General features: G+C 72.9%; 21 protein-coding genes. 4 read left to right on the top strand and 17 right to left on the bottom strand.

The genetic code is table 11. The features are described 5' to 3' along the window. Positions 1 to 462: 462 nt before the first annotated feature. The 3 genes from pepN to ACZ45Q_RS10750 form a co-directional block, all read right to left on the bottom strand. Positions 463 to 2973, bottom strand: coding sequence for an aminopeptidase N (pepN, locus tag ACZ45Q_RS10760; RefSeq protein ID WP_468257997.1), 2511 nt, complete (start codon positions 2971 to 2973; stop codon positions 463 to 465). Positions 2974 to 3159: 186 nt separating this feature from the next. Further along, on the bottom strand, positions 3160 to 3516 hold the full coding sequence (locus ACZ45Q_RS10755; protein WP_468257994.1) for a chorismate mutase: 357 nt from the start codon (positions 3514 to 3516) through the stop codon (positions 3160 to 3162). A 122-nt stretch (positions 3517 to 3638) separates the two neighbouring features. Beyond that, positions 3639 to 4097, bottom strand: a complete 459-nt coding sequence (locus tag ACZ45Q_RS10750; protein ID WP_468257991.1) for a GNAT family N-acetyltransferase — start codon at positions 4095 to 4097, stop codon at positions 3639 to 3641. Positions 4098 to 4205: 108 nt separating this feature from the next. On the opposite strand from ACZ45Q_RS10750, the gene ACZ45Q_RS10745 reads away from it, so the two are divergent. After that, entirely contained in the window at positions 4206 to 5102 is an 897-nt protein-coding gene (locus ACZ45Q_RS10745; protein ID WP_468257989.1) for a hypothetical protein, read from the top strand. Between the two features lie 53 nt (positions 5103 to 5155). On the opposite strand, the gene ACZ45Q_RS10740 is transcribed toward ACZ45Q_RS10745, so the two are convergent. Then, positions 5156 to 5875: a vWA domain-containing protein gene (locus ACZ45Q_RS10740; protein WP_468257986.1), complete on the bottom strand. Its 720-nt coding sequence runs from the start codon at positions 5873 to 5875 to the stop codon at positions 5156 to 5158. 153 nt (positions 5876 to 6028) lie between these two features. On the opposite strand from ACZ45Q_RS10740, the gene ACZ45Q_RS10735 reads away from it, so the two are divergent. Both ACZ45Q_RS10735 and ACZ45Q_RS10730 read left to right on the top strand, forming a co-directional pair. After that, complete coding sequence (locus ACZ45Q_RS10735) at positions 6029 to 6952, top strand: rhomboid family intramembrane serine protease (protein ID WP_468257983.1); 924 nt, start codon at positions 6029 to 6031, stop codon at positions 6950 to 6952. Between the two features lie 2 nt (positions 6953 to 6954). Continuing rightward, on the top strand, positions 6955 to 7860 hold the full coding sequence (locus tag ACZ45Q_RS10730; RefSeq protein ID WP_468257980.1) for a chitosanase: 906 nt from the start codon (positions 6955 to 6957) through the stop codon (positions 7858 to 7860). A gap of 165 nt (positions 7861 to 8025) precedes the next feature. Here the strand turns inward: ACZ45Q_RS10730 and ACZ45Q_RS10725 are convergent, their stop codons facing one another. The 3 genes from ACZ45Q_RS10725 to ACZ45Q_RS10715 all read right to left on the bottom strand — a co-directional run bounded on the left by ACZ45Q_RS10725 (position 8026) and on the right by ACZ45Q_RS10715 (position 15184). Then, positions 8026 to 9489, bottom strand: a complete 1464-nt coding sequence (locus tag ACZ45Q_RS10725) for a glutamate synthase subunit beta (protein ID WP_468257977.1) — start codon at positions 9487 to 9489, stop codon at positions 8026 to 8028. After that, positions 9482 to 14077 carry a glutamate synthase large subunit gene (gene gltB / locus ACZ45Q_RS10720; RefSeq protein ID WP_468257974.1) on the bottom strand — a complete coding sequence of 1532 codons (4596 nt, stop codon included), beginning with the start codon at positions 14075 to 14077 and terminating at the stop codon, positions 9482 to 9484. Before gltB ends, ACZ45Q_RS10725 begins: the two co-directional genes overlap by 8 nt. A 375-nt stretch (positions 14078 to 14452) precedes the next feature. Further along, the gene (locus ACZ45Q_RS10715) at positions 14453 to 15184 is read right to left on the bottom strand and encodes a VIT1/CCC1 transporter family protein (protein WP_468257971.1); all 732 of its coding nucleotides are present in this window, start codon (positions 15182 to 15184) and stop codon (positions 14453 to 14455) included. A gap of 329 nt (positions 15185 to 15513) precedes the next feature. Here ACZ45Q_RS10715 and ACZ45Q_RS10710 point away from each other — a divergent pair, with 329 nt between their 5' ends. Beyond that, complete coding sequence (locus tag ACZ45Q_RS10710; RefSeq protein WP_468257968.1) at positions 15514 to 16332, top strand: HpcH/HpaI aldolase/citrate lyase family protein; 819 nt, start codon at positions 15514 to 15516, stop codon at positions 16330 to 16332. A 59-nt stretch (positions 16333 to 16391) separates the two neighbouring features. Here ACZ45Q_RS10710 and lgt read toward each other — a convergent pair whose 3' ends face one another. The 10 genes from lgt to ACZ45Q_RS10660 all read right to left on the bottom strand — a co-directional run bounded on the left by lgt (position 16392) and on the right by ACZ45Q_RS10660 (position 25018). After that, entirely contained in the window at positions 16392 to 17444 is a 1053-nt protein-coding gene (gene lgt / locus ACZ45Q_RS10705; RefSeq protein WP_468257965.1) for a prolipoprotein diacylglyceryl transferase, read from the bottom strand. Between the two features lie 96 nt (positions 17445 to 17540). Continuing rightward, the gene (locus ACZ45Q_RS10700) at positions 17541 to 18311 is read right to left on the bottom strand and encodes a DsbA family protein (protein ID WP_468257962.1); all 771 of its coding nucleotides are present in this window, start codon (positions 18309 to 18311) and stop codon (positions 17541 to 17543) included. An 85-nt stretch (positions 18312 to 18396) separates the two neighbouring features. Next, positions 18397 to 19212, bottom strand: coding sequence for a tryptophan synthase subunit alpha (gene trpA / locus ACZ45Q_RS10695; protein ID WP_468257959.1), 816 nt, complete (start codon positions 19210 to 19212; stop codon positions 18397 to 18399). Continuing rightward, on the bottom strand, positions 19209 to 20492 hold the full coding sequence (trpB, locus tag ACZ45Q_RS10690; RefSeq protein WP_468257956.1) for a tryptophan synthase subunit beta: 1284 nt from the start codon (positions 20490 to 20492) through the stop codon (positions 19209 to 19211). The genes trpA and trpB overlap by 4 nt, the downstream gene beginning before the upstream one ends. 199 nt (positions 20493 to 20691) lie before the next feature. Next, positions 20692 to 20868, bottom strand: a complete 177-nt coding sequence (gene trpM / locus ACZ45Q_RS10685; protein ID WP_468257953.1) for a tryptophan biosynthesis modulator TrpM — start codon at positions 20866 to 20868, stop codon at positions 20692 to 20694. Between the two features lie 22 nt (positions 20869 to 20890). Then, complete coding sequence (gene trpC / locus ACZ45Q_RS10680; protein ID WP_468257951.1) at positions 20891 to 21700, bottom strand: indole-3-glycerol phosphate synthase TrpC; 810 nt, start codon at positions 21698 to 21700, stop codon at positions 20891 to 20893. A 118-nt stretch (positions 21701 to 21818) separates the two neighbouring features. Continuing rightward, entirely contained in the window at positions 21819 to 22301 is a 483-nt protein-coding gene (locus ACZ45Q_RS10675) for a DUF2752 domain-containing protein (protein WP_468257948.1), read from the bottom strand. A gap of 97 nt (positions 22302 to 22398) precedes the next feature. Further along, entirely contained in the window at positions 22399 to 22650 is a 252-nt protein-coding gene (locus ACZ45Q_RS10670; protein WP_468257946.1) for an HGxxPAAW family protein, read from the bottom strand. A 165-nt stretch (positions 22651 to 22815) separates the two neighbouring features. Beyond that, positions 22816 to 23457: a TIGR02234 family membrane protein gene (locus ACZ45Q_RS10665; RefSeq protein WP_468257943.1), complete on the bottom strand. Its 642-nt coding sequence runs from the start codon at positions 23455 to 23457 to the stop codon at positions 22816 to 22818. A 61-nt stretch (positions 23458 to 23518) separates the two neighbouring features. Beyond that, positions 23519 to 25018: an anthranilate synthase component I gene (locus tag ACZ45Q_RS10660; RefSeq protein WP_468258587.1), complete on the bottom strand. Its 1500-nt coding sequence runs from the start codon at positions 25016 to 25018 to the stop codon at positions 23519 to 23521. Between the last annotated feature and the right edge of the window lie 3 nt (positions 25019 to 25021).

Below are 25021 nucleotides of genomic sequence, written 5' to 3'. Positions count from 1 at the left end.
TCAGCGGCGCGGGGAGATGGCCGCTCCAGCTTGTACGCCGCCGCGGACGCGCGCCCCGAAAGGCCGTCGATCGGAACCCGAAAGGGTGTACTGCCCACCGGGGACGGCCGGTTGGGGATGGCGGGCGGGGGCCGACCGGCCGGTCGGGGACGGCAGGTGAGGTTGGCCGGGCGGGACGGCGGGCGGGGGCGGCCGGCCGGCGGCAGCGGAGGAGGACAGCCGCTCGGGGACGGCCGCGCACGGCCCGTCGGGGAACAGCAGGTGAAGACGGCCTGCCGGCCACAGCGGGCGGGGGTGGCCGGCGGGTCGGGGGCAGGGCGCGGGGCGGCCGGGGACAGTGGGCGGGGGCGCAGGCGCGGACGGCCGGTGGCAGCAGGCCGGGAGGGCCGGTCGGGTGGGGGCGGGCGGCCGGTGGTCCGGTGGTGCCGGGTCCGGCCGCGCGTCCCTCCCCGCGGCGCGGCGTCAGTCGCCGTCGGCCTCGCGCACCCGCAGTGCGCGGGCCAGGTCGTCGAGCTGGTCGGCGAGCTGGCGCCGCAGGGCGGGGACGGGGTCTGCGTCGGCGAGGCACTGCTCGCCCAGGCGCAGGGTGCCGGCGTCGACGGCGTGGGCGGGGAACGCCCAGCGCCCGGCGGCCACGGCGATGGCGGGGCCGCGCCGGGCGGCGACGGCGACCGCGTCCCGGTAGTAGCGGGGCACGTAGTCCCGTACGAGGTCGGCCTGCTCGGGCTGCCAGAAGCCCTGGGCGGTGGCCGTGAACAGGTAGTTGGACAGCTCGGCCCGGTCGTCGGCGGCGAACATGGCGTCCCAGGCGCGGGCCTTGGCCTCGGGGTCGGGCAGCGCGGCGCGGCAGCGGGCGGCGCCCTCCCGGCCGACCGCGCTGGGGTCGCGGTCGAGCTCGGCGGCGATGGCGGCCTCGTCGGTGGCGCCGAGGACGGCGAGCCGGGTGAGGATGCGCCAGCGCAGTTCCGGGTCGAGTTCGGGGCCGCCGGGGACGGTGCCGTCGGCGAGCCAGGCGGCGATGGTGTCGGGGTGGGCGGCGGTGTCGATGCGGTGCCGGACGGCGATCAGGCGGAGCCCGGGGTGGTCGCCGTCCTCGGTGCGGCGGATGAGGTCGCGGCACAGGGCGGTGAGGGTGGCGAGGGCGGCGGGCCGCCGCTCGGGGGTGACGTAGCGGTCGGCGATGTGGGAGTGGGCGAAGGCCAGGACGCCCTGGACGACGGCGAGGTCCCGCTCGCGCGGCAGGTGGGTGCGGGCGGCCTCCAGGTAGGCGCCGGGGGGCAGTTCGCCGTCGCGGACGGCGTCGCGCAGGGCGTTCCAGACGACGGCGCGGGTGAGCGGGTCGGGCAGCCCGGAGAGGTGGTCGAGGACCGCCTGGAAGGACTCGGGGTCGAAGCGGACCTTGGCGTAGGACAGGTCGCCGTCGTTGAGGAGGAGCAGCGCCGGGGGCTTGCCGATGGGGCGGGGTCCGGACTGCGGGACGTCGAGGTCGAGGCGTTCGCGCAGGGTGAGCCGGCCCTCGTCGGTGAGGTCGTGGTCGTAGAGGCCGACGGCGATGCGGTGCGGGCGGCTGCCGGTGCGCTCGACGGAGAGGGCGCGGGTGCCGCTCTGACCCGGTGTGACGCGTGCGGTGAGCGTGTCGACTCCCGTCGTGCGCAGCCAGGCGTCGGCCCAGGCGTGGACGTCGCGGTCGGTGGCGGCGGCGAGGGAGTCGATGAAGTCGGCGAGGCCGGCGTTGGCGAACTTGTGCCGTTCGAAGTGGACGTTGATGCCGGCGAGGAAGTCCTTCTCACCGAGCCAGGCGACCAGTTGCCGCAGCGCGGAGGCGCCCTTGGCGTAGGAGATGCCGTCGAAGTTGAGCAGGGCGGAGGCGGTGTCCTGGACGTTCTCGGGGGCGACGGGGTGGGTGGAGGGCCGCTGGTCGGCGTCGTAGCCCCAGGCCTTGCGGGCGACCGCGAAGTCGGTCCAGGTGTCGGTGAAGCGGGTGGCCTCGGCGCAGGTCTGGTAGCCCATGTACTCGGCGAAGGACTCGTTCAGCCAGATGTCGTCCCACCACGTGAGGGTGACGAGGTCGCCGAACCACATGTGGGCCATCTCGTGGGCGATCACCATGGCCCGCGTCTGCCGCTCGGTGTCGGTGACGGCGGAGCGGAAGACGAACTCGTCGCGGAAGGTGACCAGGCCCGGGTTCTCCATGGCGCCGGCGTTGAACTCGGGTACGAACGCCTGGTCGTAGGAGTCGAAGGGGTAGGGCTCGGCGAACTTCTCGTGGTAGCGGTCGAACAGGGCCCGGGTGACGTCGAGGAGTTCGTCGGCGTCGGCGTCCAGGTGCGGGGCGAGCGAGCGGCGGCAGTGGATGCCGAAGGGCAGGCCGCGGTGCTCGGTGCGCACCGAGTGCCAGGGGCCGGCGGCGACGGCGACGAGGTAGGTGGAGATCGGCGGGGTGGTGGCGGCCCGCCAGAGGCCGTCGCCGGTGTGTTCGGCGACGCCGTTGGCGAGGACGGTCCAGCCCTCGGGGGCGCGGACGGTGAGGTCGAAGACGGCCTTCAGGTCGGGCTGGTCGAAGGCGGCGAAGACGCGCTGGACGTCGTCGAGGAACAGCTGGGTGTAGACGTAGGTCTCGCCGTCGGCGGGGTCGGTGAAGCGGTGCATGCCCTCGCCGGTGCGGGAGTAGCGCATGGCCGCGCCGACGTGGAGTTCGTGCTCGCCGGGGGTGAGGTTCTTCAGCGGCAGCCGGTTGCCGTCCAGGGTCTGGGTGTCGAGGGGGTGTCCGTCGAGGGTGACGGCGCGCAGCTCGGCGGGCTTGACCTCGACGAAGGTGTCCGTGGCGTTCTGGTCGCCGCGGACGGTGAACCGGACGGTGGTCCGGGAGTCGAAGGTGTCGTCCCCACCGGTCAGGTCCAGGGCGATCGTGTAGTGGTGGACGTCGAGGAGCCGGGCACGGGTCTGCGCTTCGTCGCGCGTCAGTACGGACATGCAGGCCATGCTGCCTGATGGCGGGGGGACGGCACAGAGGCGGCCCGGCAGTCGACCGGTGTCCGGGCCGGGCCGCGGGGCGCGCGCTTCACGGACGGGCGCGCGCGACGCGGGGCGCGCCGTGCGCCCGTCCGGCGCCGACCCGTCCGCACGGCGGTCGGTCGGACCGGGGTGGCGCCGTGGCGGTCAGTCGGGGACCGGGGCGGCGCCGTTGCCGGTGTCCTCGGCGATCCGCTCGTGGTGGCGGATCACTTCACCGATGATGAAGTTCAGGAACTTCTCGGCGAACGCCGGGTCCAGCTTGGCGCTCTCGGCCAGGGCTCGCAGCCGGGCGATCTGCCGGGCCTCGCGGGCCGGGTCGGCGGGCGGCAGCTGGTGGCGGGCCTTGAGGTGGCCGACCTGCTGGGTGCATTTGAAGCGCTCGGCGAGCATGTGGACGACGGCCGCGTCGATGTTGTCGATGCTGTCGCGCAGCCGGGCGAGCTCCTCGCGGACGGCGGGGTCGACGGCGTCGGCTCCGGTTCCGGTGTTGCTGGTGGTCATGGGGGCTCACCCTACGGGCAGGGCGGCCGGCGACAGCGCGCCGTCTCACGACTCGGCGCCCAGCAGATCCGCGACCCGCTCCCGGCCGGCATGGCGGCCAGGAGGCGGGCGCCCGCCGCGGGTCACGCCTGCGCCGCGGTCCCGACGCGCTTGTGGAAGTAGACGTCCTCGTGTCCGCCCGGCACGCCCTCGATGCGTCCGCGCTCGCGGAAGCCGAGCCGGGGGTAGAAGCCGGGGGCCTGGAAGCTGTACGTGGAGACGATCATGTCGGTGCAGCCGCGCCGGGCCGCCTCCTCCTCCGCCGCGCGCATCAGCCGGCTCCCCCAGCCGGCGTGCCGCTGGTCCTCGCGGACCCACAGCATGTCCACGGAGGCCAGCGACCCCCAGGTCCAGGCGGTGAGTCCGCCGATCAGCTCACCGGCGTCGTCGGTGACGCGGACGGTCAGGGGCTCGGTGCGGGCGCCGTCGGCGGCGGCGGTGTTGAAGGCGGTCAGCTCGTCGTCGAGCCGCTGTTCCAGGTCGTCGTCCTGCCCGCCCACCTCGAGCGTGCCGGTGGCGAGGGAGTGCTGTTCGCTGGTCACGGGCCGGATTCTGCCAGGGTGCCGGGTCCGGCACCCCATGGTTTCCGGGCCGCTGCCCGGCGCTCGCCGTACAGTGGAGAGGGGTTCAGGGCGTCTGGGGGTCAGGGCGTGGCGAACGGCGGGCCGGTCGAGCACGGCTTTCCACACCTGGAGACGGTGCGGGAGGCCGTCACGGCGCTGTACAGACGGCTGTCCTACGACACCATCCGGACGTTCTCGGCGAGCGTGGCCCCCGCCGACGTGGCGTTCTGCGACACCGACGACCTCCACCTGGGGGCGCAGCGGGTGGCGCGCGAGCTGGTGCGGCACTACCGGCTGCCGGACGCGCGCCTGATCGTCTCGTTCCGGGAGATGACCCACGCGGCCAACGTCGAGCTGGCCGCGGGCCCGGAGTACTTCGTCGAGCTGAACGACCGCTTCCGCACGCATCGCCGGGACATCGGCGCGGCCCTCGCGCACGAGGTGATGCACGTGTACCTGCACCGTCTGGGGCTGTCCTTCCCCGGCACCCGGGACAACGAGATCCTCACGGACACGGCGACGACCTACCTGGGCGCGGGCTGGCTGCTGCTGGACGCCTACCGGGAGGACTCGGCGTCCTCGCAGAAGCTGGGGTATCTGACGCCGGAGGAGTTCGGGTACGTCCTGGCCAAGCGGGCGCTGGTGTTCGGCGAGGACCCGTCGGTGTGGTTCACCAGTCCGCAGGCGTACACGGCGTACACCAAGGGCATGGCGCGGGCCCGCCGGGACGGGCAGCAGCCGCCGCTGACCGCCGCCGGCTGGGCGGGGCGGCGCCGCTACGCCCGGGACCGGCGGCACGCCCAGGACCGGCACGCCGGTGGTTCCGGGGAGGGGGTGCCGTACTCCTTCACGCCGGACGGGCACGGTCCGCTGCGGGTGTCGTTCCCCTGTCCGACCTGTCACCAGCGGATCCGGGTGCCGGTGCGGGGGCGGGTGCGGGCGCGGTGCGGGTTGTGCCGGACGGTACTGGAGTGCGACACGTAGGGACGCTTCGGCGGTGCGGCCGGGGGGGGCGCGGGATCGTCGCGGTCGGCCCCCTACCGGAGGACTCCCCGTGCCCTGGCCGCCGTGAGCCACTGGGGGAACTCGCCCACCAGCCGGTCGTAGAGGTCCGTGTCGGAGACCTTCCGCGGGTCCTCCCCCGCGTGGAAGAAGCCCGCGTTGTCCACCACCCGCCTCGCCGGCACCGGCAGTTCGTCCAGCCTGCGCAGGAAGTCGAACTGCTTGCTGTGCGGGTCGCCGAAGCCGATGAACTGCCAGAACAGCGGGAGCCGGGCGGCCTTGCACAGGTACTTCTCGGCGGCGAGCTTGCTGACCGGGCCGCCGTCGGTCTGGAAGACGACCAGCGCCGGCTCGGTGGAGCCGCTGTCCAGGTAGTGGTCGATGACGGCGTCCATGGCCAGGTGGTAGCTGGTCTTTCCCATGTGTCCGAGGCCGGCCACGATCCGCTCGACGCGCCCCTCGTGGCCGCTGAGCCGGATGTCGGTGACGGCGTCGACGTCGGTGGAGAAGAAGACGACCGGCACGGTCCCGTCGTCGTCGAGGTGGGCGGAGAGCCCCAGCACCCGGTCGGCGAGCGCCTGCACGCTGCCGTCCTTGTAGTACGGCCGCATGGAACCGGAGTAGTCGATCACCAGGTAGACGGCGGCGCGCAGCCCGTCCAGCCCGTGCTTGGCCAGCGACACCCCGGCGGTCTTGTACAGGCTGACCAGCGCGGGCGCCGTCCGCTGCACCTTCTCGAGACTGATCGCGGCCATGCGTGTCCTCCCCCGTCGTACCGCTGAGCCGGTGCCGAGCGTACGGCACGGCGGGACCCGCCTCTCGGCCCGTGCACAGCTGTTCGCTATTTTTGTTCGCCGCCGTCCCCACCGGCTCGCTCACCGTCCGTCCCGTCACCCGAGGAGCCGGCCGTGGATCCCGAATCCACTCTCACGACCTGCTACCGCCATCCCGCCGTCGAGTGCCACGTCCGCTGCACCCGCTGCGAGCGGTACGTCTGCCCCGACTGCATGCGTGAGGCGGCCGTGGGCCACCAGTGCCCCGACTGTGTGAAGGAGGGGGCGCGGTCGGTCCGGCAGGCCCGGACCATCGCCGGCGGCCGGGTCTCGGCGACGCCCGTGGTGACGTACGTGCTGTTCGCGCTGAACGTGCTCGCGTACCTGGCGGAGGTGGTCCGGCCGGAGATCGTGGACCGGTTCTCGATGGTCGGTGCGCGGCTGGTCGGTCCGGACGGCGTCCACTACGCCCCGCAGGGCGCGTACTTCCTCGGGTCCTTCCGGGAGGAGGGTGTCGCCGCCGGCGAGTGGGAGCGGTTGCTCACCGGTGCCTTCCTCCACCTGTCGCCGTTCGAGGGCACCTTCGCGGTCCTGCACATCACGTTGAACATGGTGGCGCTGTGGCAGCTGGGGCGGGTGGTGGAGCTGATGCTCGGCCGGGTCCGCTTCGTCGTGCTGTACCTGCTGTCGGCGCTGGGCGGTTCCGTCGCGCAACTGCTGCTCGCCGACCCCTGGCAGGCGTCGGTCGGCGCGTCCGGGGCGGTCTTCGGGGTGGGCGCCGCGTACTACGTCCTGCACCGCCGGCTGGGCGCGGACATGGCCGCGGTCAACCGTTTCATGGTCCTGCTGCTGGTGTGGCTGGTGGTGTCCGCCGGGTTCGCCTCCTGGCAGGGCCATCTGGGCGGGCTGCTGGCGGGCGGCGCGGTCGCGGCGGCGTTCGCGTACGCTCCCCGGGACCGGCGGCAGGCGGGGGTGCAGGCGGGGGCCTGTGGGGCGCTGCTGGTGCTGCTGGCCGTCGTGACGGTCGCCAAGGTGTCCGAGCTGGGTGGAGGGGTCTGACCGTGAAACGCAAAGGTGTGCTGTACTTCGCCGCCGTCCCGGTGGTCGCCACGGCCGCGGTGTACTTCCTGTCGCCGCTGGGCTCGGACGATCCGCCGCCGGCACCGCCGATCGCCGCGGCCGACACCTCCCGGGAGGAGGCCAAGAGCCGGGCCGAGCAGGAGCGGGCGGAGGACGACGCGCTGATCGCCGAGCTGCCGCCGGGGCTGGCCGCGCCGGAGAAGAAGGAGCTGGCGCAGCGGCTGGTGGCCAGTGCCGAGAACTCCACCCTGGACTGGCGCAGCCTCTACGGCAGCATCGAGGACCACGGCGACGGCGACGGCTACACCGCCGGCATCATCGGCTTCTGCACCGGCACTCACGACCTGCTCATGCTGGTCGAGCGCTACAGCGAGGCGCACCCCGGCAACGGTCTGGAGCGCTATCTGCCCGCGCTGCGCGAGGTGGACGGCACCGACTCGCACGAGGGCCTGGACCCCGGCTTCACGGCGGCCTGGCAGGCCGAGTCGAAGCTGCCCGAGTTCCGCAGGGCGCAGGAGGAGGAGCGGGACCGGGTCTACTTCGAGCCGTCCGTGCGGCTGGCCAAGCTCGACGGACTGAACACGCTGGGCCAGTTCGTGTACTACGACGCGATGGTCTTCCACGGGCCGGACACGGACGCGGCCGGTTTCTACGGGCTGCGCGAACGGGCGATGAAGAAGGCGAAGACACCGGCCCAGGGCGGCTCGGAGAAGGCGTACCTGGACGCGTTCCTGGACGTGCGCCGCGAGGCGATGCTGGAGCGCAAACCGGACGCCGACACCTCCCGCGTCGACACCGCCCAGCGCCGGTTCCTCCAGGCCGGGAACCTGAAGCTGGGGACGCCGCTGGTGTGGGAGATGTACGGGGAGACCTTCCGGGTGCCGTAGGGCCTTCGGACCCGGTCCCCGGGGCCCGGACCTCGTGGCCTGGGCCCGAGGCCTGGCCCCCGTGGCCCGGGCGCAAGGCGACGGCGCCTGCCCTGTGTCCGGTCGGGGACGGGGCAGGCGCCGTCTGTGTTCCGTACGCCGTTGTACGGGACGTGTGGGTGGCGGTCAGACCGCCAGGGCCCGGTCGGTCGGGCGGATCGGCGCCGGCAGGTCGCTGGCGCCGGTCAGGAACCGGTCGACGCCGCGGGCGGCCGAGCGGCCCTCCGCGATCGCCCAGACGATGAGCGACTGTCCGCGGCCGGCGTCACCGGCGACGAACACACCCGGGACGTTGGTCTGGAAGTCGGCGTCGCGAGCGATGTTACCGCGCTCGTCCAGCTCCAGGCCGAACTGGTCCACCAGGCCGTTGTCCCGGTCGGTGCCGGTGAAGCCCATCGCGAGGGTGACCAGCTGGGCCGGGATCTTCCGCTCGGTGCCCGGCTTGGGGGTGAGCCTGCCGTCGACGAACTCGACCTCGGTGAGGTGCAGCCACTGGACGTTGCCGTCCTCGTCGCCCTCGAAGTGGGTCGTGGAGACGGAGTAGACCCGCTCGCCGCCCTCCTCGTGGGCGGAGGTGACCTTGTAGAGCATCGGGAACGTCGGCCAGGGCTGGTGCAGCGGGTCCCGCTCGTCGTTCGGCCGGGGCATGATCTCCAGCTGGGTGACGGAGGCCGCGCCCTGGCGGTGGGCGGTGCCCACGCAGTCGGCGCCGGTGTCACCGCCGCCGATGACGACGACGTGCTTGCCCTCGGCCGTGATCGGCGGGGCCACGTAGTCGCCCTCCTGGACCTTGTTGGCCAGCGGCAGGTACTCCATGGCCTGGTGGATGCCGTTCAGCTCGCGGCCCGGCACGGGCAGGTCGCGGGCGGTGGTGGCGCCGACGGCCAGGACGACGGCGTCGTACCGCTTCTTCAGGTCCGTCGCCTTCAGGTCGCGGCCGATCTCGATGCCGGTGCGGAAGCGGGTGCCCTCCGCGCGCATCTGCTCGATACGGCGGTTGATGTGCCGCTTCTCCATCTTGAACTCGGGGATGCCGTACCGCAGGAGGCCGCCGACGCGGTCGGCCCGCTCGTAGACGGCGACGGTGTGGCCGGCCCGGGTGAGCTGCTGGGCGGCGGCCAGGCCCGCGGGGCCCGAGCCGATGACGGCGACGGTCTTGCCGGACAGGCGCTCGGGGATCTGCGGGGCGACGTCCCCGGTCTCCCACGCCTTGTCGATGATGGAGACCTCGACGTTCTTGATGGTGACCGGCGGCTGGTTGATGCCGAGCACGCACGCCGACTCGCACGGAGCCGGGCACAGGCGGCCGGTGAACTCCGGGAAGTTGTTGGTGGCGTGCAGCCGCTCGGAGGCGGCGCCCCAGTCCTCGCGGTAGGCGTAGTCGTTCCACTCGGGGATCAGGTTCCCGAGCGGGCAGCCGTTGTGGCAGAACGGGATGCCGCAGTCCATGCACCGACTGGCCTGCTTGCTGATGATCGGCAGCAGGGAGCCGGGGACGTAGACCTCGTTCCAGTCCTTGAGGCGCTCCTCGACCGGACGGGACGTGGCGACCTCGCGGCCGTGGTTCAGAAAGCCCTTCGGGTCAGCCATTGATCGCCGCCTCCATCATCTTCTCGTGGGTCTCGGACTCGGAGAGACCGGCTCGCTCGGCGGCGTCCTTGGCGGCGAGCACTGCCTTGTACGTGCTGGGGATGATCTTGCTGAAGCGCTCCACGGCCGTGTCCCACTCGGCGAGCAGCTTCTCGGCGACGGTGGAGCCCGTCTCCTCGTGGTGCCGGCGCACGACGTCCTTCAGCCACTGCTTGTCGGTGTCGTCCAGCGCCTCGACCGCGTCCAGGTTGCCGGCGTTGACGTTGTCCCGGTCGAGATCGACGACGTAGGCGATGCCGCCGGACATGCCGGCCGCGAAGTTGCGCCCGGTCTCGCCGAGGACGACCGCGTGGCCGCCGGTCATGTACTCGCAGCCGTGGTCGCCCACGCCTTCGGAGACGACCGTCGCGCCGGAGTTGCGGACGCAGAACCGCTCGCCGACCTTGCCGCGCAGGAACATCTCGCCGCCGGTGGCGCCGTAGCCGATGGTGTTGCCCGCGATGACGCTGTACTCGGCGAGGTGGTCGGCGCCGCGGTCCGGCCTGACGACGATCCGGCCGCCGGAGAGGCCCTTGCCGACGTAGTCGTTGGCGTCGCCCTCCAGGCGCAGCGTGATGCCGCGCGGGACGAAGGCACCGAAGGACTGGCCGGCGGAGCCGGTGAAGGTGATGTCGATGGTGTCGTCGGGCAGGCCCGCGCCACCGAACTTCTTGGTCACCTCGTGGCCGAGCATGGTGCCGACCGTGCGGTTGATGTTGCGGATGGCGACCCGGGCGCGCACCGGCTGGGCGTCGGCGGCACCGTTGGCGTTGAGCGCGTCGGCGGCGAGCTTGATCAGCTCGTTGTCGAGCGCCTTCTCCAGGCCGTGGTCCTGCTCCACGATCCGGTGGCGGACGGCGCCCTCGGGCAGCTCGGGCACGTGGAACAGCGGCTCCAGGTCCAGGCCCTGCGCCTTCCAGTGGTCGACGGCGCGGGTGACGTCGAGGACCTCGGCGTGGCCGACGGCCTCGTCGATGGAGCGGAAGCCCAGCTCGGCGAGGAGCTCGCGGACCTCCTGGGCGATGAACCGGAAGAAGTTCACCACGTACTCGGCCTTGCCGGAGAACCGGTCGCGCAGCACCGGGTTCTGCGTGGCGATACCGACCGGGCAGGTGTCCAGGTGGCAGACGCGCATCATGACGCAGCCGGAGACCACCAGCGGCGCGGTGGCGAAGCCGAACTCCTCGGCGCCGAGCAGCGCGGCGACGACCACGTCGCGGCCGGTCTTGAGCTGGCCGTCGGTCTGCACGACGATCCGGTCGCGCAGGCCGTTGAGCAGCAGGGTCTGCTGGGTCTCGGCCAGGCCCAGCTCCCAGGGGCCGCCCGCGTGCTTCAGGGAGGTGAGCGGGGAGGCACCCGTGCCGCCGTCGTGGCCGGAGATCAGCACCACGTCCGCGTGCGCCTTGGACACGCCCGCCGCGACCGTGCCGACGCCGACCTCGGAGACCAGCTTGACGTGGATGCGCGCCTGGGGGTTGGCGTTCTTCAGGTCGTGGATCAGCTGGGCGAGGTCCTCGATGGAGTAGATGTCGTGGTGCGGCGGCGGGGAGATGAGCCCCACGCCCGGCGTGGAGTGACGCGTCTTCGCGACCCACGGGTAGACCTTGTGGCCGGGCAGCTGGCCGCCCTCGCCGGGCTTGGCGCCCTGGGCCATCTTGATCTGGATGTCGTCGGAGTTGACCAGGTACTCGCTGGTGACGCCGAAGCGGCCGGAGGCGACCTGCTTGATCGAGGACCGGCGGGCCGGGTCGTACAGGCGCTCGGGGTCCTCGCCGCCCTCACCGGTGTTGGACTTGCCGCCCAGCTGGTTCATGGCGATGGCGAGGGTCTCGTGCGCCTCCTGCGAGATGGAGCCGTACGACATGGCGCCGGTGGAGAACCGCTTGACGATCTCGCTGACCGGCTCGACCTCGTCGACCGGGACCGGCGTGCGGCCGGACTTGAAGCCGAACAGGCCGCGCAGCGTCATCAGCCGCTCGGACTGCTCGTTCACACGCTCGGTGTACTTCTTGAAGATGTCGTACTTGCCGGCGCGGGTGGAGTGCTGGAGGCGGAAGACCGTCTCCGGGTCGAACAGGTGCGGCTCGCCCTCGCGGCGCCACTGGTACTCGCCGCCGATGTCCAGGGCACGGTGCGCCGGGGCGATGCCGGAGGCCGGGTAGGCCTTGGCGTGCCGGGCGGCGACCTCCTTGGCGACGACGTCGATGCCGACGCCGCCGATCTTGGTGGTGGTGCCGTTGAAGTACTTCGCGACGAAGGCCTCGTCCAGGCCGACGGCCTCGAAGACCTGGGCCCCGCGGTAGGAGGCGACGGTGGAGATGCCCATCTTGGACATGACCTTCAGCACGCCCTTGCCGAGGGCGTAGATGAGGTTGCGGATGGCCTGCTCGGGCTCGATGCCCGGGAGGAAGGTGCCGGCGCGGACCAGGTCCTCGACGGTCTCCATCGCCAGGTAGGGGTTGACGGCCGCGGCGCCGTAGCCGATGAGCAGGGCGACGTGGTGGACCTCGCGGACGTCGCCGGCCTCGACCAGCAGGCCCACCTGGGTGCGCTGCTTGGTGCGGATGAGGTGGTGGTGGACGGCCGCGGTGAGCAGCAGCGACGGGATCGGCGCGTGCTCGGCGTCGGAGTGCCGGTCGGACAGGACGATCAGCCGGGCGCCGTTCTCGATGGCCGCGTCGGCCTCGGCGCAGATCTCCTCGATCCGGGCCGCGAGGGCGTCCCCGCCGCCGTGCACCCGGTACAGGCCGGAGAGGGTCGCGGCCTTGAAACCGGGCATGTCGCCGTCGGCGTTGATGTGGATGAGCTTGGCCAGCTCGTCGTTGTCGATGACCGGGAAGGGCAGGACGACGGAGCGGCAGGAGGCGGCCGTGGGCTCCAGCAGGTTGCCCTGCGGGCCGAGGGAGGACCGCAGCGACGTCACCAGCTCCTCGCGGATGGCGTCCAGCGGCGGGTTGGTGACCTGCGCGAACAGCTGCGTGAAGTAGTCGAAGAGCAGCCGCGGGCGGTCCGAGAGCGCGGCGATCGGCGAGTCGGTGCCCATCGAGCCGATCGGCTCGGCGCCGGACTTGGCCATCGGCGCGAGGATGACGCGCAGCTCCTCCTCGGTGTAGCCGAAGGTCTGCTGGCGGCGGGTGACCGAGGCGTGGGTGTGCACGATGTGCTCGCGCTCGGGCAGGTCGCTCAGCTCGATCTCGCCGGCCTCCAGCCACTCGGCGTACGGGTTCTCCGCCGCGAGCTGGGCCTTGATCTCGTCGTCCTCGATGATGCGGTGCTCGGCGGTGTCCACGAGGAACATGCGGCCGGGCTGGAGGCGGCCCTTGCGGACGACCCTGGCCGGGTCGATGTCCAGGACGCCGACCTCGGAGCCGAGGACGACGAGGCCTTCGTCGGTGACCCAGTAGCGGCCGGGGCGCAGGCCGTTGCGGTCGAGGACCGCGCCGACCTGGGTGCCGTCGGTGAAGGTGACGCAGGCCGGGCCGTCCCAGGGCTCCATCATCGTGGAGTGGTACTGGTAGAAGGCGCGCCGGGCCGGGTCCATGGAGTCGTGGTTCTCCCACGCCTCCGGGATCATCATCAGCACCGAGTGCGGCAGCGAGCGGCCGCCGAGGTGGAGCAGCTCCAGGACCTCGTCGAAGGAGGCGGAGTCGGAGGCGTCGGGCGTGCAGATCGGGAAGATCCGGTCGATCTTCTCCTGGTCGCCGAACAGGTCGGAGACGAGCTGGGACTCGCGGGCCGCCATCCAGTTCCGGTTGCCCTTGACCGTGTTGATCTCGCCGTTGTGCGCGACGAAGCGGTACGGGTGGGCCAGCGGCCAGCTCGGGAAGGTGTTGGTGGAGAACCGGGAGTGCACGAGCGCGATCGCGGAGGCGAAGCGGCGGTCGGACAGGTCCGGGAAGAAGGGCTCCAGCTGGCCCGTGGTGAGCATGCCCTTGTAGACGATGGTCCGCGCGGACAGCGACGGGAAGTAGACGCCCACCTCGCGCTCGGCGCGCTTGCGCAGCGCGAAGGCCTTGCGGTCGAGGTCGATGCCCTTCGAGGCGCCGTCGGCGACGAAGATCTGACGGAAGGCCGGCATGGTCGAGCGGGCGGTGGCGCCGAGCAGCTCGGGGGCGACGGGGACCTCGCGCCAGCCGAGGACGGTCAGGCCCTCCTCGGCGGCGATCGCGTCGATGGCCGCGACGGCGTCGGAGGTGCCGTCCACCGGCAGGAAGGCGATGCCGGCGGCGTACGCCCCCGCCTCGGGCAGCTCGAATCCGGCCACCTCGCGGAAGAACGCGTCGGGCACCTGGGAGAGGATGCCGGCGCCGTCGCCCGAGTCCGGCTCGGAGCCGGTGGCACCGCGGTGCTCCAGGTTGCGCAGGACGGTCAGGGCCTGGTCCACCAGGGTGTGGGACGCCTCGCCGGTCAGGGTGGCGACGAAGCCGACGCCGCAGGCGTCGTGCTCGTTGCGGGGGTCGTACATACCCTGCGCAGCAGGGCGAGCATCCATGAACGACCAGTTCTGGCCATTCGCGGAGTGCTGGGACGGCTGGCGCGGCGTACGCATCGGCTCTCCCGTCGTCGTCAGGTGGCATGTTCAGGTGCCGAGGGACGACGTTGGCCCTCTGCGTTTCAGCAAAATTTCGTGCAGGCTACATGATGGAGCGGTTCTCGGGAACCGGATACTCCGTTCCAACATGCGGACACCGCACGGGGATCGGGCGGGGGTACCGCGCCCGGCGGCGGAAGCTGTGAGGGCCGTGACGGACAGATCGATGCCCGGTCGGCCCGGGGGCGCGGAGCGAGCCTCGTCGCCCACTCCACGGATGCACAAGCGGGCCTCATTGCCCACAGCGCTTACGGCTCATGCCCGGTGGTCACGCACTCGAAACCAGCGAGTAACGGCAAACTTATACGGTCCCTCGTATAGAACCGGGCCGGGTCATCCTAGGGCCGTACCGAACAGGCTGCCCAGGGCGTACGTCACACCGGCCGCCGCGCCACCGAGGGCGAGCTGCCGCAGCCCGCTGTACCACCAGCTGCGCGCGGTCACCTTGGCCACCACGGCACCGCAGAGGAACAGCCCGGCGAGCGCCAGCAGCACCGCCGGCCACAGCGCGGTCGCGCCGAGCAGATACGGCAGTACGGGCAGCAGGGCGCCCAGCGCGAAGGAGCCGAACGACGACACGGCGGCGACCAGCGGCGAGGGCAGGTCGGAGGGGTCGATGCCGAGTTCCTCGCGGGCGTGGATCTCCAGGGCCTGCTCGGGGTCGCGGGAGAGCTGCCGGGCGACCTCCCGGGCGAGGCCGGGCTCGACGCCGCGCGCCTGGTAGAGGGCGGCCAGCTCGGCCTCCTCGTCCTTGGGGTGCTTGCGCAGCTCGCGGCGCTCGACGTCCAGTTCCGCCTCGACCAGCTCCCGCTGCGAGGCGACGGAGGTGTACTCGCCGGCGGCCATGGAGAAGGCTCCGGCCGCCAGCCCGGCGAGGCCGCTGAGCACGATGGTCTGCTGGCCGACCGCGCCGCCCGCGACACCGGTCATCAGGGCGAGGTTGGAGACCAGGCCGTCCATCGCGCCGAAGACCGCGGGGCGCAGCCAGCCGCCGTTGACGTCCCGGTGCGTGTGGTTGTCGCGGTGCGCCTCGTGCAGCGCCGCCTCGGTCTCGATGATGGCCACGGATTCCCCCTGGAAATACGCTTCTCTGGACTGAGTCCAACTTTCGACATCACCGAATGTACGCCTCTCTCCGGTGGCCCGCCAGCAAGGAAAGGCTGCGCTTACCTGGGCTTTTGCCGTCCGGCACGCATCCACGACCGCCCTTGCGCAGAACACGACCGCCCTTGCGCAGAGGGCGACCGGGTGACGCTGAGGCCGGCGAGGCTGCGGCGGACCACGCACCGGGGACAGTTCCGCAGAGGGACGCAATGGGAGAGGAGCAGCCGCATGCCATCGACCGCCCCCGGTCCCCCGGTGCCCCGCACGCTGCCGCCCGAGGAGGGCGCCGTATGACCGCACCCGCGTTGACCTGGCTGTACGCGCCCGGGGACCGGCCGCGGGTGGTCGCCGAGGCCCTGGCCGCGGGCGCCGACGTGGTCGTGATCGACCTGGAGGACATGGTCGCCCCGGACCGCAAGGAGTACGCCCGCGCCGCCACCTCCGAGCTGCTGAGCGAGCCCCAGCCCGTGCCGGTGCACGTCCGGGTGAACGCCCTGGACACGCCGCTCGCGACGGCGGACCTCGCGGCGGTGGCCCGGCTGCCCGGTCTGTACGGGCTGCGGCTGCCCAAGGTGACCGCGCCCGAGCAGATCGTCCATGTCGCCGAGACCATCGGGGGCCCACCGCTGTACGCGCTGCTGGAATCCGCGCTGGGCGTGGAGCGCGCCCACGCGGTCGCCGCCGCCCACCCGTGTCTGCGCGGGATCGCGCTGGGCGAGGCGGACCTCCGTGCCGACCTGGGCGCCCGGGACGACACCGGGCTCGACTGGTGCCGGTCACGGGTGGTGGTGGCGGCCCGGGCGGCCGGGCTGGCACCGCCGGTGCAGTCGGTGCACGCGGACACCCGGGACCTGGAGGGCCTGGCGGCCTCCTGCGCCCACGGGCGCGCCCTGGGCTTCTTCGGGCGGGCCGCCGTTCATCCGCGTCAGCTGGCGATCATCGAGCGGGCGTATCTGCCGACGGAGCGGGAGCTGGAGGAGGCGGAGACCGTCGTCAAGGCGGCCGCCGCCCAGCCGGGCGCCCAGACGCTGCCGGACGGCCGCTTCATCGACGCGGCGGTGGCGGCGGCGGCCCAGCGCACGCTGTCCCTGGCGGGACGCCGGGCGTGACGTACGACGCGGGCGCCCGGAGCCGCAGCCCCGGACGCCCGCGCGGTGCCTGCGGGAGGTCAGCCCTTCTTGGCCGGGTCGGCACCGTCCTTCACGTCCGCGTCGGACTTCGCACCGTCCGCGTCGGACTTCGCACCGTCTGCGTCGGACTTCGCACCGTCCGCGTCGGACGCCGGGCCGTCCTTCTTCAGCTTCGGGCCGCTTTCGCCGGAGGTCACGGCGTCTCCGTCCTCGCCGGCGCCGGCCCGGTCCTCGTCGGCCCCCGTCGCCGTCCCGGTGCCGTCGCCGGACTCCGGTGAGGCGGGTTCGACCACGTCCTCCCGGCCCGGGCGCCTCTTCGCCGACACGACGATGTACACCACCGCCAGCAGGAAGACCAGCAGCGCCGTCCAGTTGTTCAGGCGCAGGCCGAGGATGTGGTGGGCGTCGTCGACGCGCATGTACTCGATCCAGAAGCGGCCGGCGCAGTACGCCGCGACGTACAGGGCGAACGCCCGCCCGTGGCCGAGCCGGAAGCGGCGGTCGGCCCAGACGACGAGCAGGGCGACGCCGATGCACCACAGCGACTCGTAGAGGAACGTCGGGTGGTAGGTGCCGGGGATCCTGCCGTCGGCCGACGACGTGATCTCCACCGCCCAGGGCAGGTCGGTGGGCCGCCCGTACAGCTCCTGGTTGAACCAGTTGCCCCAGCGGCCGATGGCCTGGGCGATCGCGATGCCGGGGGCGACCGCGTCGGCGTAGGCCGGCATCGGGATGCCGCGGCGCCGGCAGCCGATCCAGGCGCCCAGCGCACCGAAGGCGATCGCGCCCCAGATGCCGAGCCCGCCCTCCCAGATCTTGAAGGCGTCGACCCAGTCACGGCCCTCGCTGAAGTACAGCTGGTAGTCCGTGATCACGTGGTAGAGCCGGCCGCCGACCAGGCCGAAGGGAACGGCCCAGACCGCGATGTCGGCCACCGTGCCGGCCCGCCCGCCGCGGGCGATCCAGCGCCTGTTGCCGAGCCAGACGGCAACGAAGACGCCGATGATGATGCAGAACGCGTAGCCGCGCAGCGGAACGGGGCCGAGGTACAGCACCCCGCGCGACGGGCTGGGAATGTAGGCAAGTTCCATGGCAGGGTCGACGCTACCGTGCCGGACCGGACCCGCGCCGGGCGGCCCGGCTACGGGTCCATAACGGGCGGGCGGCGGATGCCCGCCGCCGCGCGTCTACTGGTTGGCCTCCTGCACCAGTTGCTTGAACTTGGCGGGGGTCATGGTGCGGTCCTGGTAGATGTTCTTGCCGTCGAGCAGCACGGTCGGCGTGCCGCTGAAGCCGCCGTTGCGGAAGGCCTCGTTGGACTTCTCCACCCAGGCGTCGTGGGTGCCCTCCTCCACGCACTCGCGGAAGGCCTGGGTGTCGAGACCCTCGACCTTGTTCGCCAGCTCGAAGAGCTTGGCGTCCTGGGCGAAGGCGTCGTCGGGCTCCGGCGGCTGGTTGGCGAAGAGCACGTCGTGGTACGGCACGAACTTGCCGGCGTCCTGGGCGCAGGCCGCGGCGTTGGCCGCGTTGGCCGAGCCGGTGCCGCCCATGTTGCCGTCGATGATGGTGGCCAGGTGGTACTCGACCTTGAGCTGTCCGGCGTCGGTCAGCTCGTGGATCACCGGGCGGTAGGCCTGCTCGAAGGCCTTGCAGGCCGGGCAGCGGAAGTCCTCCCAGATGGTGAGCGTCGACTTGGCGCTCTCCTTGCCGACCGGGATCGCGAGGCTGTCCTCGCCCTGGGCTCCCGAGGGCGCGACGACCGGGCCCGACGCCTCGCTGTCGTCCTTGCCGGCATTGGCGGCGATCACGCCGATGACCGCGGCGAGCCCCAGGACACCGACCACGGTCGCGCCCACGACCAGGCCGCGCCGTCGCCTGTCCGCGCGCTTCTGCTTCTCACGCTCGACCGCCAGCCGCTCCCGGGCTGTGCGCTTTCCCTCACGGTTCTTCTCGCTCACACCCCGCAGAACGAACCGGGGAGGCGCTGAGCGCCTCCCCGGCCCCAGGTCCACCCGTTCGAGGGACCCGGACGACGCGGTGCCGTCACCCCTGTCCGCGCACGCCCTTCGCGAGATCGGCGGCGAGTTCGCGGACGCCCGCCAGGCCGGCCGCGTCGTCGGGCGCGTCCAGCATCCGCTTGACGAAGGCCGAGCCGACGATCACGCCGTCGGCGAAGCCGGCCACCTCGGCCGCCTGCGTGGCGTTGGAGACCCCGAGCCCGACGCAGACCGGCAGGTCGGTGGTGGCGCGGGTGCGCCGCACCAGGTCCTCGGCCTGCGAGCTGACCGTCTCCCGGGTGCCGGTGACGCCCATGAGGGAGGCGGCGTAGACGAAGCCGCTGCCCGCGGCGGTGATCTCGGCGAGTCGCTCGTCCCTGCTGCTGGGCGCGACGACGAAGACCGTGGCGAGGCCGTGCTTGTCGGCGTGCTCCTTCCACAGGGCCGACTCCTGGACCGGCAGGTCGGGCAGGATGCAGCCGGCGCCGCCCGCCTCGGCCAGCTCGGCGGTGAAGCGCTCCACGCCGTAGCGGTCGATGGGGTTCCAGTAGGTCATGACGAGGATCGGCTTGCCGGTGGCCGCGTGCGCCTCGCGGACCGTGCGCATCACGTCCGCGATCCGCACGCCGCCGCGCAGGGCGATGTCGTCGGCGGTCTGGATGACCGGGCCGTCGAGGACGGGATCGCTGTGCGGCAGCCCGACCTCGACCACGTCGGCGCCGCTCTCCAGTACCGCCTTGACCGCCTCGATGCCGCCGTCCACGGTCGGGAACCCGGCCGGGAGGTAGGCGATGAGGGCGGAGCGCCCCTCGGCCTTCGCCGCGGCGAGGGTGTCGTTCAGCAGCCGCACGTTCCCGCTCACTTGGCGTCCCCCTCGATCTCGGCGGTGCCGGCGGCGTCCTCGGCCACCTGGGCATCGGTGTCGTACAGCCCGAAGTACCGGGCGGCGGTGTCCATGTCCTTGTCGCCGCGGCCGGAGAGGTTGACCACGATCAGCCCGTCCTTGCCCAGCTCCTTGCCGACCTCCAGGGCGCCGGCCAGGGCGTGGGCGCTCTCGATGGCCGGGATGATGCCCTCGGTGCGCGACAGCAGGCGCAGGGCCTGCATGGCCGCGTCGTCGGTGATCGCGCGGTACTCGCCGCGGCCGGAGTCCTTCAGGTAGGAGTGCTCCGGGCCGATGCCGGGGTAGTCCAGGCCGGCCGAGATCGAGTACGGCTCGGTGATCTGGCCCTCGTCGTCCTGGAGGACGTAGGAGCGGGAGCCGTGCAGGATGCCGGGCTCGCCCGCGGTGAGCGTGGCCGCGTGCTCGCCGGTGTCGATGCCGTGGCCCGCGGGCTCGCAGCCGATGAGGCGGACGGTCTCGTCCGGGATGAAGGCGTGGAAGAGGCCGATGGCGTTCGAGCCGCCGCCGACGCAGGCGATCGCGGCGTCGGGCAGGCGTCCGGCGCGCTCCAGCAGCTGGCGGCGGGCCTCGACGCCGATGACCCGGTGGAAGTCGCGGACCATCGCCGGGAACGGGTGGGGGCCCGCGACGGTGCCGAAGAGGTAGTGCGTGCGGTCGACGTTGGCGACCCAGTCGCGGAACGCCTCGTTGATGGCGTCCTTCAGGGTGCGGCTGCCGGACTTCACGGCGATGACCTCGGCGCCGAGCATGCGCATGCGGGCCACGTTGAGGGCCTGGCGCTGCGTGTCGACCTCGCCCATGTAGATCGTGCAGTCCAGGCCGAAGAGCGCGCAGGCGGTGGCCGTGGCGACGCCGTGCTGGCCGGCGCCGGTCTCGGCGATCACGCGGGTCTTGCCCATGCGCCTGGTCAGCAGGGCCTGGCCCAGCACGTTGTTGATCTTGTGGGAGCCGGTGTGGTTGAGGTCCTCGCGCTTGAGGAAGACGCGGGCGCCGCCGGCGTGCTCGGCGAACCGGGGCACCTCGGTGAGGGCGCTGGGGCGGCCGGTGTAGTTGACCAGCAGGTCGTCGAGTTCGCGGGCGAACTCGGGGTCGTGCTTGGCCTTGTCGTACTCGACGGCGACCTCGTCCACGGCGGCGACGAGGGCCTCCGGGATGAACTTGCCGCCGAACGCGCCGAAGTAGCCTTCGGCGCTGGGGGTGTGACCCTCCGGGTCGGGGATGAAGAACTCGCTGGGCATGCGGAAACCTCACGGTGAGTGTGTCTGGGGGTACCAATCGCCGTGGGGGCGGGGTTCGTCAGTCGGCTGCGCGCCGGATGTGGCTGGTCGCGCAGTTCCCCGCGCCCCTTTCGGGGCGAGGGTTGTCTGTCGGCTGCGAGCTGCGTGTGGCTCGTCGGCCCACGCGGCGGAGCCGCACATCAGTAGAGCCCCGCGCCCCTCAAAGGGAGGCGCGCTGCCATCGGCGGCCGTTGACCTGGCCCGGTTCGTCACCGATCACGTACCGCACCCGGCGGCCGTGGACCCGGCGCGCGGGGGCGCGGCAGCCGCGGGGGCGGCAGCCGCGTGCCAGGCGCGCGTACGGGTCCCTGGTCGGCAGGGTCGGCAGGTCGGTCATCGGGGGTCAGCCTACCGGGGTGTCAGCCTCTGCCGTGGCGCAGTGCCGGGTGGGCGCCCGCGGCGACCAGGTCGGCGACGGCGGCCTTCGGGTTTCCGCCGGTGACCAGGGACTCGCCGACGAGGACGGCGTCGGCGCCCTCGTTGGCGTAGGCGATGAGGTCGTGGGGGCCGCGGACGCCGGACTCGGCGACCTTGACGATGGTGTCGGGGATCTCCGGGGCGACCCGCTCGAAGGTGCCGCGGTCGACCTCCAGGGTCTTGAGGTTGCGCGCGTTGACGCCGATGACCTTGGCGCCGGCGTCCACCGCGCGGTCCACCTCGTCCTCGTCGTGCACCTCGACCAGCGGGGTCAGGCCGATGGACTCGGCTCGCTCGATCAGCGACTCCAGGGCCGACTGCTCCAGCGCGGCGACGATCAGCAGCGCCAGGTCGGCGCCGTAGGCCCGGGCCTCCCACAGCTGGTAGGAGGTGACGATGAAGTCCTTGCGCAGCACCGGGATGTCCACCCGGGCGCGCACCGCCTCCAGGTCGGCCAGCGAGCCGCCGAAGCGGCGCTGCTCGGTGAGGACGGAGATGACGGCCGCGCCGCCCGCCTCGTAGTCCGCGGCGAGTCCGGCGGGGTCGGCGATGGCGGCCAGCGCCCCCTTGGACGGGCTGGAGCGCTTCACCTCGCAGATGACCTTGACGCCGTCACCCCGCAGGGCGGCCGCGCCGTCCCTGGCGGCGGGCGCCTTGGCCGCGCGCTCCTTGAGCTCGTCGAGGCTGACGCGCGCCTGCCGCTCCGCGAGGTCGGCACGGACTCCGTCGATGATCTCGTCGAGCACACTCACGCGAGCGGCCCCCTTCCTGACGGTGAAAACCGGTGGTCACTGCGATGGTATCCGCAGCAGGGCGAAGGCCTCGCATCCGGTTGACGCCGGTCCCACTACCTGGACATTCGGCAGATGATCAAGGATGGAGCCAGCCACCGAACGGCAGGTTCCGGACAACGGTGAAGACCAGCAGCAACGCGCCCAGCACCCACACGAGCGCCGGTGGCGGCGCGAAGGGCGACGGCCGGCCGCGCGCCGCACGGACCACCCAGACGGTCCACAGCACGGCGAAGGCCAGATAGCCGAGGACGGCCGGGGCGTTGGCCTGGAGCGCGGCGGCCAGGTCTCCGTGCACGAAGGCGTGGGCGCTGCGCAGTCCGCCGCAGCCGGGGCAGTAGATGCCGGTGTACTGGAGCAGGGGGCAGGCGGGGTAGTGGCCGGGTTCGTTGGGGTCCACGGTCCCGACGTACGCGAAGGCGCCGGCGACGGCGGTCAGCACCCCGGCCGGGACGGCCAGCCGGGACGCGGCCCTCCGGCCGGCCCGCGGGGCGGTGGCGGCGGCCGGTGCGGGGGTCGGGGAGGGGCTCGGCGGTGCGATGTTCCGAAGATCGGCGTCCACGCGTGCATTGTGCCCGCCGTGGACCGCCGCCGCACATGCGCGAGGGGCGGCCGGCACCGGGCCGGCCGCCCCTCGAAGAGGCCTCGCGCGGGGTGGTTCAGCCCTCGGCGCCCGCCGGACGGTGCTGGTCCGCGGTCTGGTGGACCGGGTGGGTGTCCTTCGGCTGGCCCATGCCCATCATGCGCATGACGCCGCCGACGACACCGCCGAGGAGGACGACGCCCAGGCCGGCCCAGAAGCCGACCGGCTGGTCCATCACCATGAACGCGCCCGCGGCGCAGAAACCGATGAAGGCGATGATGACACCGGTCCAGGCGGCCGGGGTGTGACCGTGGCTGCTGCCCGCCATTGCTTGCTCCTCGTTGCTGTGTGCCTGTGTGAGCGGGGACGCTCATGGTCATTGTCCCGCACGCGCGCGTGCGGTGTGAGCGGGGGTGCGGGTGGCCGCTGCCACCTGGCCGAACCGGGCTGCGCACCCGGCCGGACGGGGGTGCGCGGCCCGGCCGGACCGGGGTCAGGCGCCGGTCGGGTCCTCGCCCCGGTCCAGGGCCTTCCACAGGTCCTCGGGACGGTCGGGGTCGACGGCGGGAGCGGTGCGCCGCGGGCGGGCGGACCCGGCGCGCTCGTAGCGGCCGGACATGGCGGGCCACAGCCGGCCGTAGCGCAGGGCGAGCAGCCCGGCCAGCAGGATCAGGGCGCCGCCCGCGGCGGCGACGTAGGGCCACGCCGTGTGGCTGAGGGCGGCCACGGTGGCCGAGGTGTCGCCGGCGGCCCGCGCGGCCTTCTCGTCGAGCGCGGAGCTGTCGGAGGCGCCGGCGAGGGCCGCGACGACCGTGCCGGCGCCGCACAGCGCGAGCAGCCCGGACACGGCGAGCCGCCCGGCCCGGCGGACGGCGAAGACGGCGACGAGCGCGGCGAGGCCCACTATGGCGAGCGCCGCGGGGACGCCCGTGACGTCGCTGCCCTTGGCGGTCAGGGGGAAGTCGCCGCCGGCCACCGTCGCGGTGCCCTCCGCCCACTGCTGGCGGGTGGCCAGCAGGGTGACGGCCGCGCCCAGCGCACCGGACAGCAGTGCGAGGGCGAGGCTCCGGCGGCCGGTCCGCGCCGGGCGGGGGGCTTCGGGACGGGGGTGAGGTACAGCAGTCACGTACTCCACTATCGCCCGGACTCCGGGTGAACCGGCACCCGGGGTGGCCCCCGGGTGCGTGAGAAACGCCCTACGCGCCCTGCGTGCCGAGCCGGTTGGCGGTGTGCACCGCCCGCAGCACCGCCGCCGCCTTGTTGCGGCACTCGGTGTCCTCGGCGACCGGGTCGGAGTCGGCGACGACGCCGGCGCCGGCCTGGACGTGGGCGGTGCCGTCGCGCAGCAGCGCGGTGCGGATGGCGATGGCGGTGTCGGAGTCGCCCGCGAAGTCGAGGTAGCCGACGCAGCCGCCGTACAGGCCCCGGCGGGAGGGTTCCAGCTCGTCGATGATCTGCATGGCGCGCGGCTTGGGGGCGCCGGAGAGGGTGCCGGCCGGGAAGCAGGCGGTGAGCACGTCGAAGGCGGTGCGGTCGGCCGAGACCCGCCCGGTGACCGTGGAGACGATGTGCATGACGTGCGAGTACCGCTCGATGGACATGAAGTCCACGACCTCCACCGAGCCGGGCTCGCAGACCCGCCCGAGGTCGTTGCGGCCGAGGTCGACGAGCATCAGGTGCTCGGCGCGCTCCTTGGGGTCGGCGAGCAGTTCGTCGGCGAGGGCCTGGTCCTCCTGCGGGGTGGCGCCGCGGTGCCGGGTGCCGGCGATGGGATGCACCATGGCCCGCCCGTCCTCGACCTTGACCAGGGCCTCGGGGGACGATCCGACGACGTCGAAGCCGTCGAGGCGGAACAGGTACATGTACGGGGAGGGGTTCGTCGCCCGCAGTACCCGGTAGACGTCCAGCGCGCTCGCCGTGCACGGCGTCTCGAACCGCTGCGACGGTACGACCTGGAAGGCCTCGCCCGCGCGGATGCGCTCCTTGATGTCCGTGACGGCCGCCTGGTAGTCGGGGCCGCCCCACCGCGCGGTGTACTCGGGCAGCTCCGAGGGCGGGAGCGCGGCCGGCGGCTGGGCGACCGCGCGGCCGAGGTCGGCCTCCATGGCGTCCAGGCGGGCGACGGCGTCGGCGTACGCCTCGTCCACGCCGGTGGCCAGGTCGTTGTGGTTGATCGCGTTGGCGATCAGCCAGACCGAGCCCTCCCAGTGGTCCATGACGGCGAGGTCGCTGGTGAGCAGCATGGTCAGCTCGGGCAGGCGGAGGTCGTCACGCTCGCCGGGGCCGATCTTCTCCAGTCGGCGCACGATGTCGTAGCCGAGGTAGCCGACCATGCCGCCGGTGAAGGGCGGCAGGCCCAGGTCGTGGGCGAGGTCCCGCGGGGTGTGCAGGGCCTGGACGGTGGCGCGCAGGGCGGCGAGCGGGTCGCCCTCGGTGGGGACGCCGACGGGCGCGGCGCCGAGCCAGTATGCCTGACCGTCGCGCTCGGTGAGGGTGGCGGCCGACCGTACGCCCACGAACGAGTAGCGGGACCAGGAGCGGCCGTTCTCCGCGGACTCCAGCAAGAAGGTGCCGGGGCGCTCGCCGGCGAGCTTGCGGTAGAGGCCGACCGGGGTGTCGCCGTCGGCGAGGAGCTTGCGGGTGACCGGGATGACCCGGCGGTCGGTGGCGAGCTTGCGGAAGGTCTCCAGGTCCATGAC

This window comes from Streptomyces sp. NPDC031049, from assembly GCF_055571015.1.
Note: the sequence above shows the minus strand (reverse complement) of the source record. Positions and strands in the feature narration are given on the sequence as shown.

Excerpts from the sequence above, each read along its gene's own strand:
- pepN (WP_468257997.1), bottom strand. The coding sequence starts at position 2,973 with ATGTCCGTACTGACGCGCGACGAAGCGCAGACCCGTGCCCGGCTCCTC.
- ACZ45Q_RS10755 (WP_468257994.1), bottom strand. The coding sequence starts at position 3,516 with ATGACCACCAGCAACACCGGAACCGGAGCCGACGCCGTCGACCCCGCC.
- ACZ45Q_RS10740 (WP_468257986.1), bottom strand. The coding sequence starts at position 5,875 with ATGGCCGCGATCAGTCTCGAGAAGGTGCAGCGGACGGCGCCCGCGCTG.
- ACZ45Q_RS10725 (WP_468257977.1), bottom strand. The coding sequence starts at position 9,489 with ATGGCTGACCCGAAGGGCTTTCTGAACCACGGCCGCGAGGTCGCCACG.
- gltB (WP_468257974.1), bottom strand. The coding sequence starts at position 14,077 with ATGCGTACGCCGCGCCAGCCGTCCCAGCACTCCGCGAATGGCCAGAAC.
- ACZ45Q_RS10710 (WP_468257968.1), top strand. The coding sequence starts at position 15,514 with ATGACCGCACCCGCGTTGACCTGGCTGTACGCGCCCGGGGACCGGCCG.
- lgt (WP_468257965.1), bottom strand. The coding sequence starts at position 17,444 with ATGGAACTTGCCTACATTCCCAGCCCGTCGCGCGGGGTGCTGTACCTC.
- trpB (WP_468257956.1), bottom strand. The coding sequence starts at position 20,492 with ATGCCCAGCGAGTTCTTCATCCCCGACCCGGAGGGTCACACCCCCAGC.
- trpM (WP_468257953.1), bottom strand. The coding sequence starts at position 20,868 with ATGACCGACCTGCCGACCCTGCCGACCAGGGACCCGTACGCGCGCCTG.
- ACZ45Q_RS10670 (WP_468257946.1), bottom strand. The coding sequence starts at position 22,650 with ATGGCGGGCAGCAGCCACGGTCACACCCCGGCCGCCTGGACCGGTGTC.
- ACZ45Q_RS10660 (WP_468258587.1), bottom strand. The coding sequence starts at position 25,018 with ATGGACCTGGAGACCTTCCGCAAGCTCGCCACCGACCGCCGGGTCATC.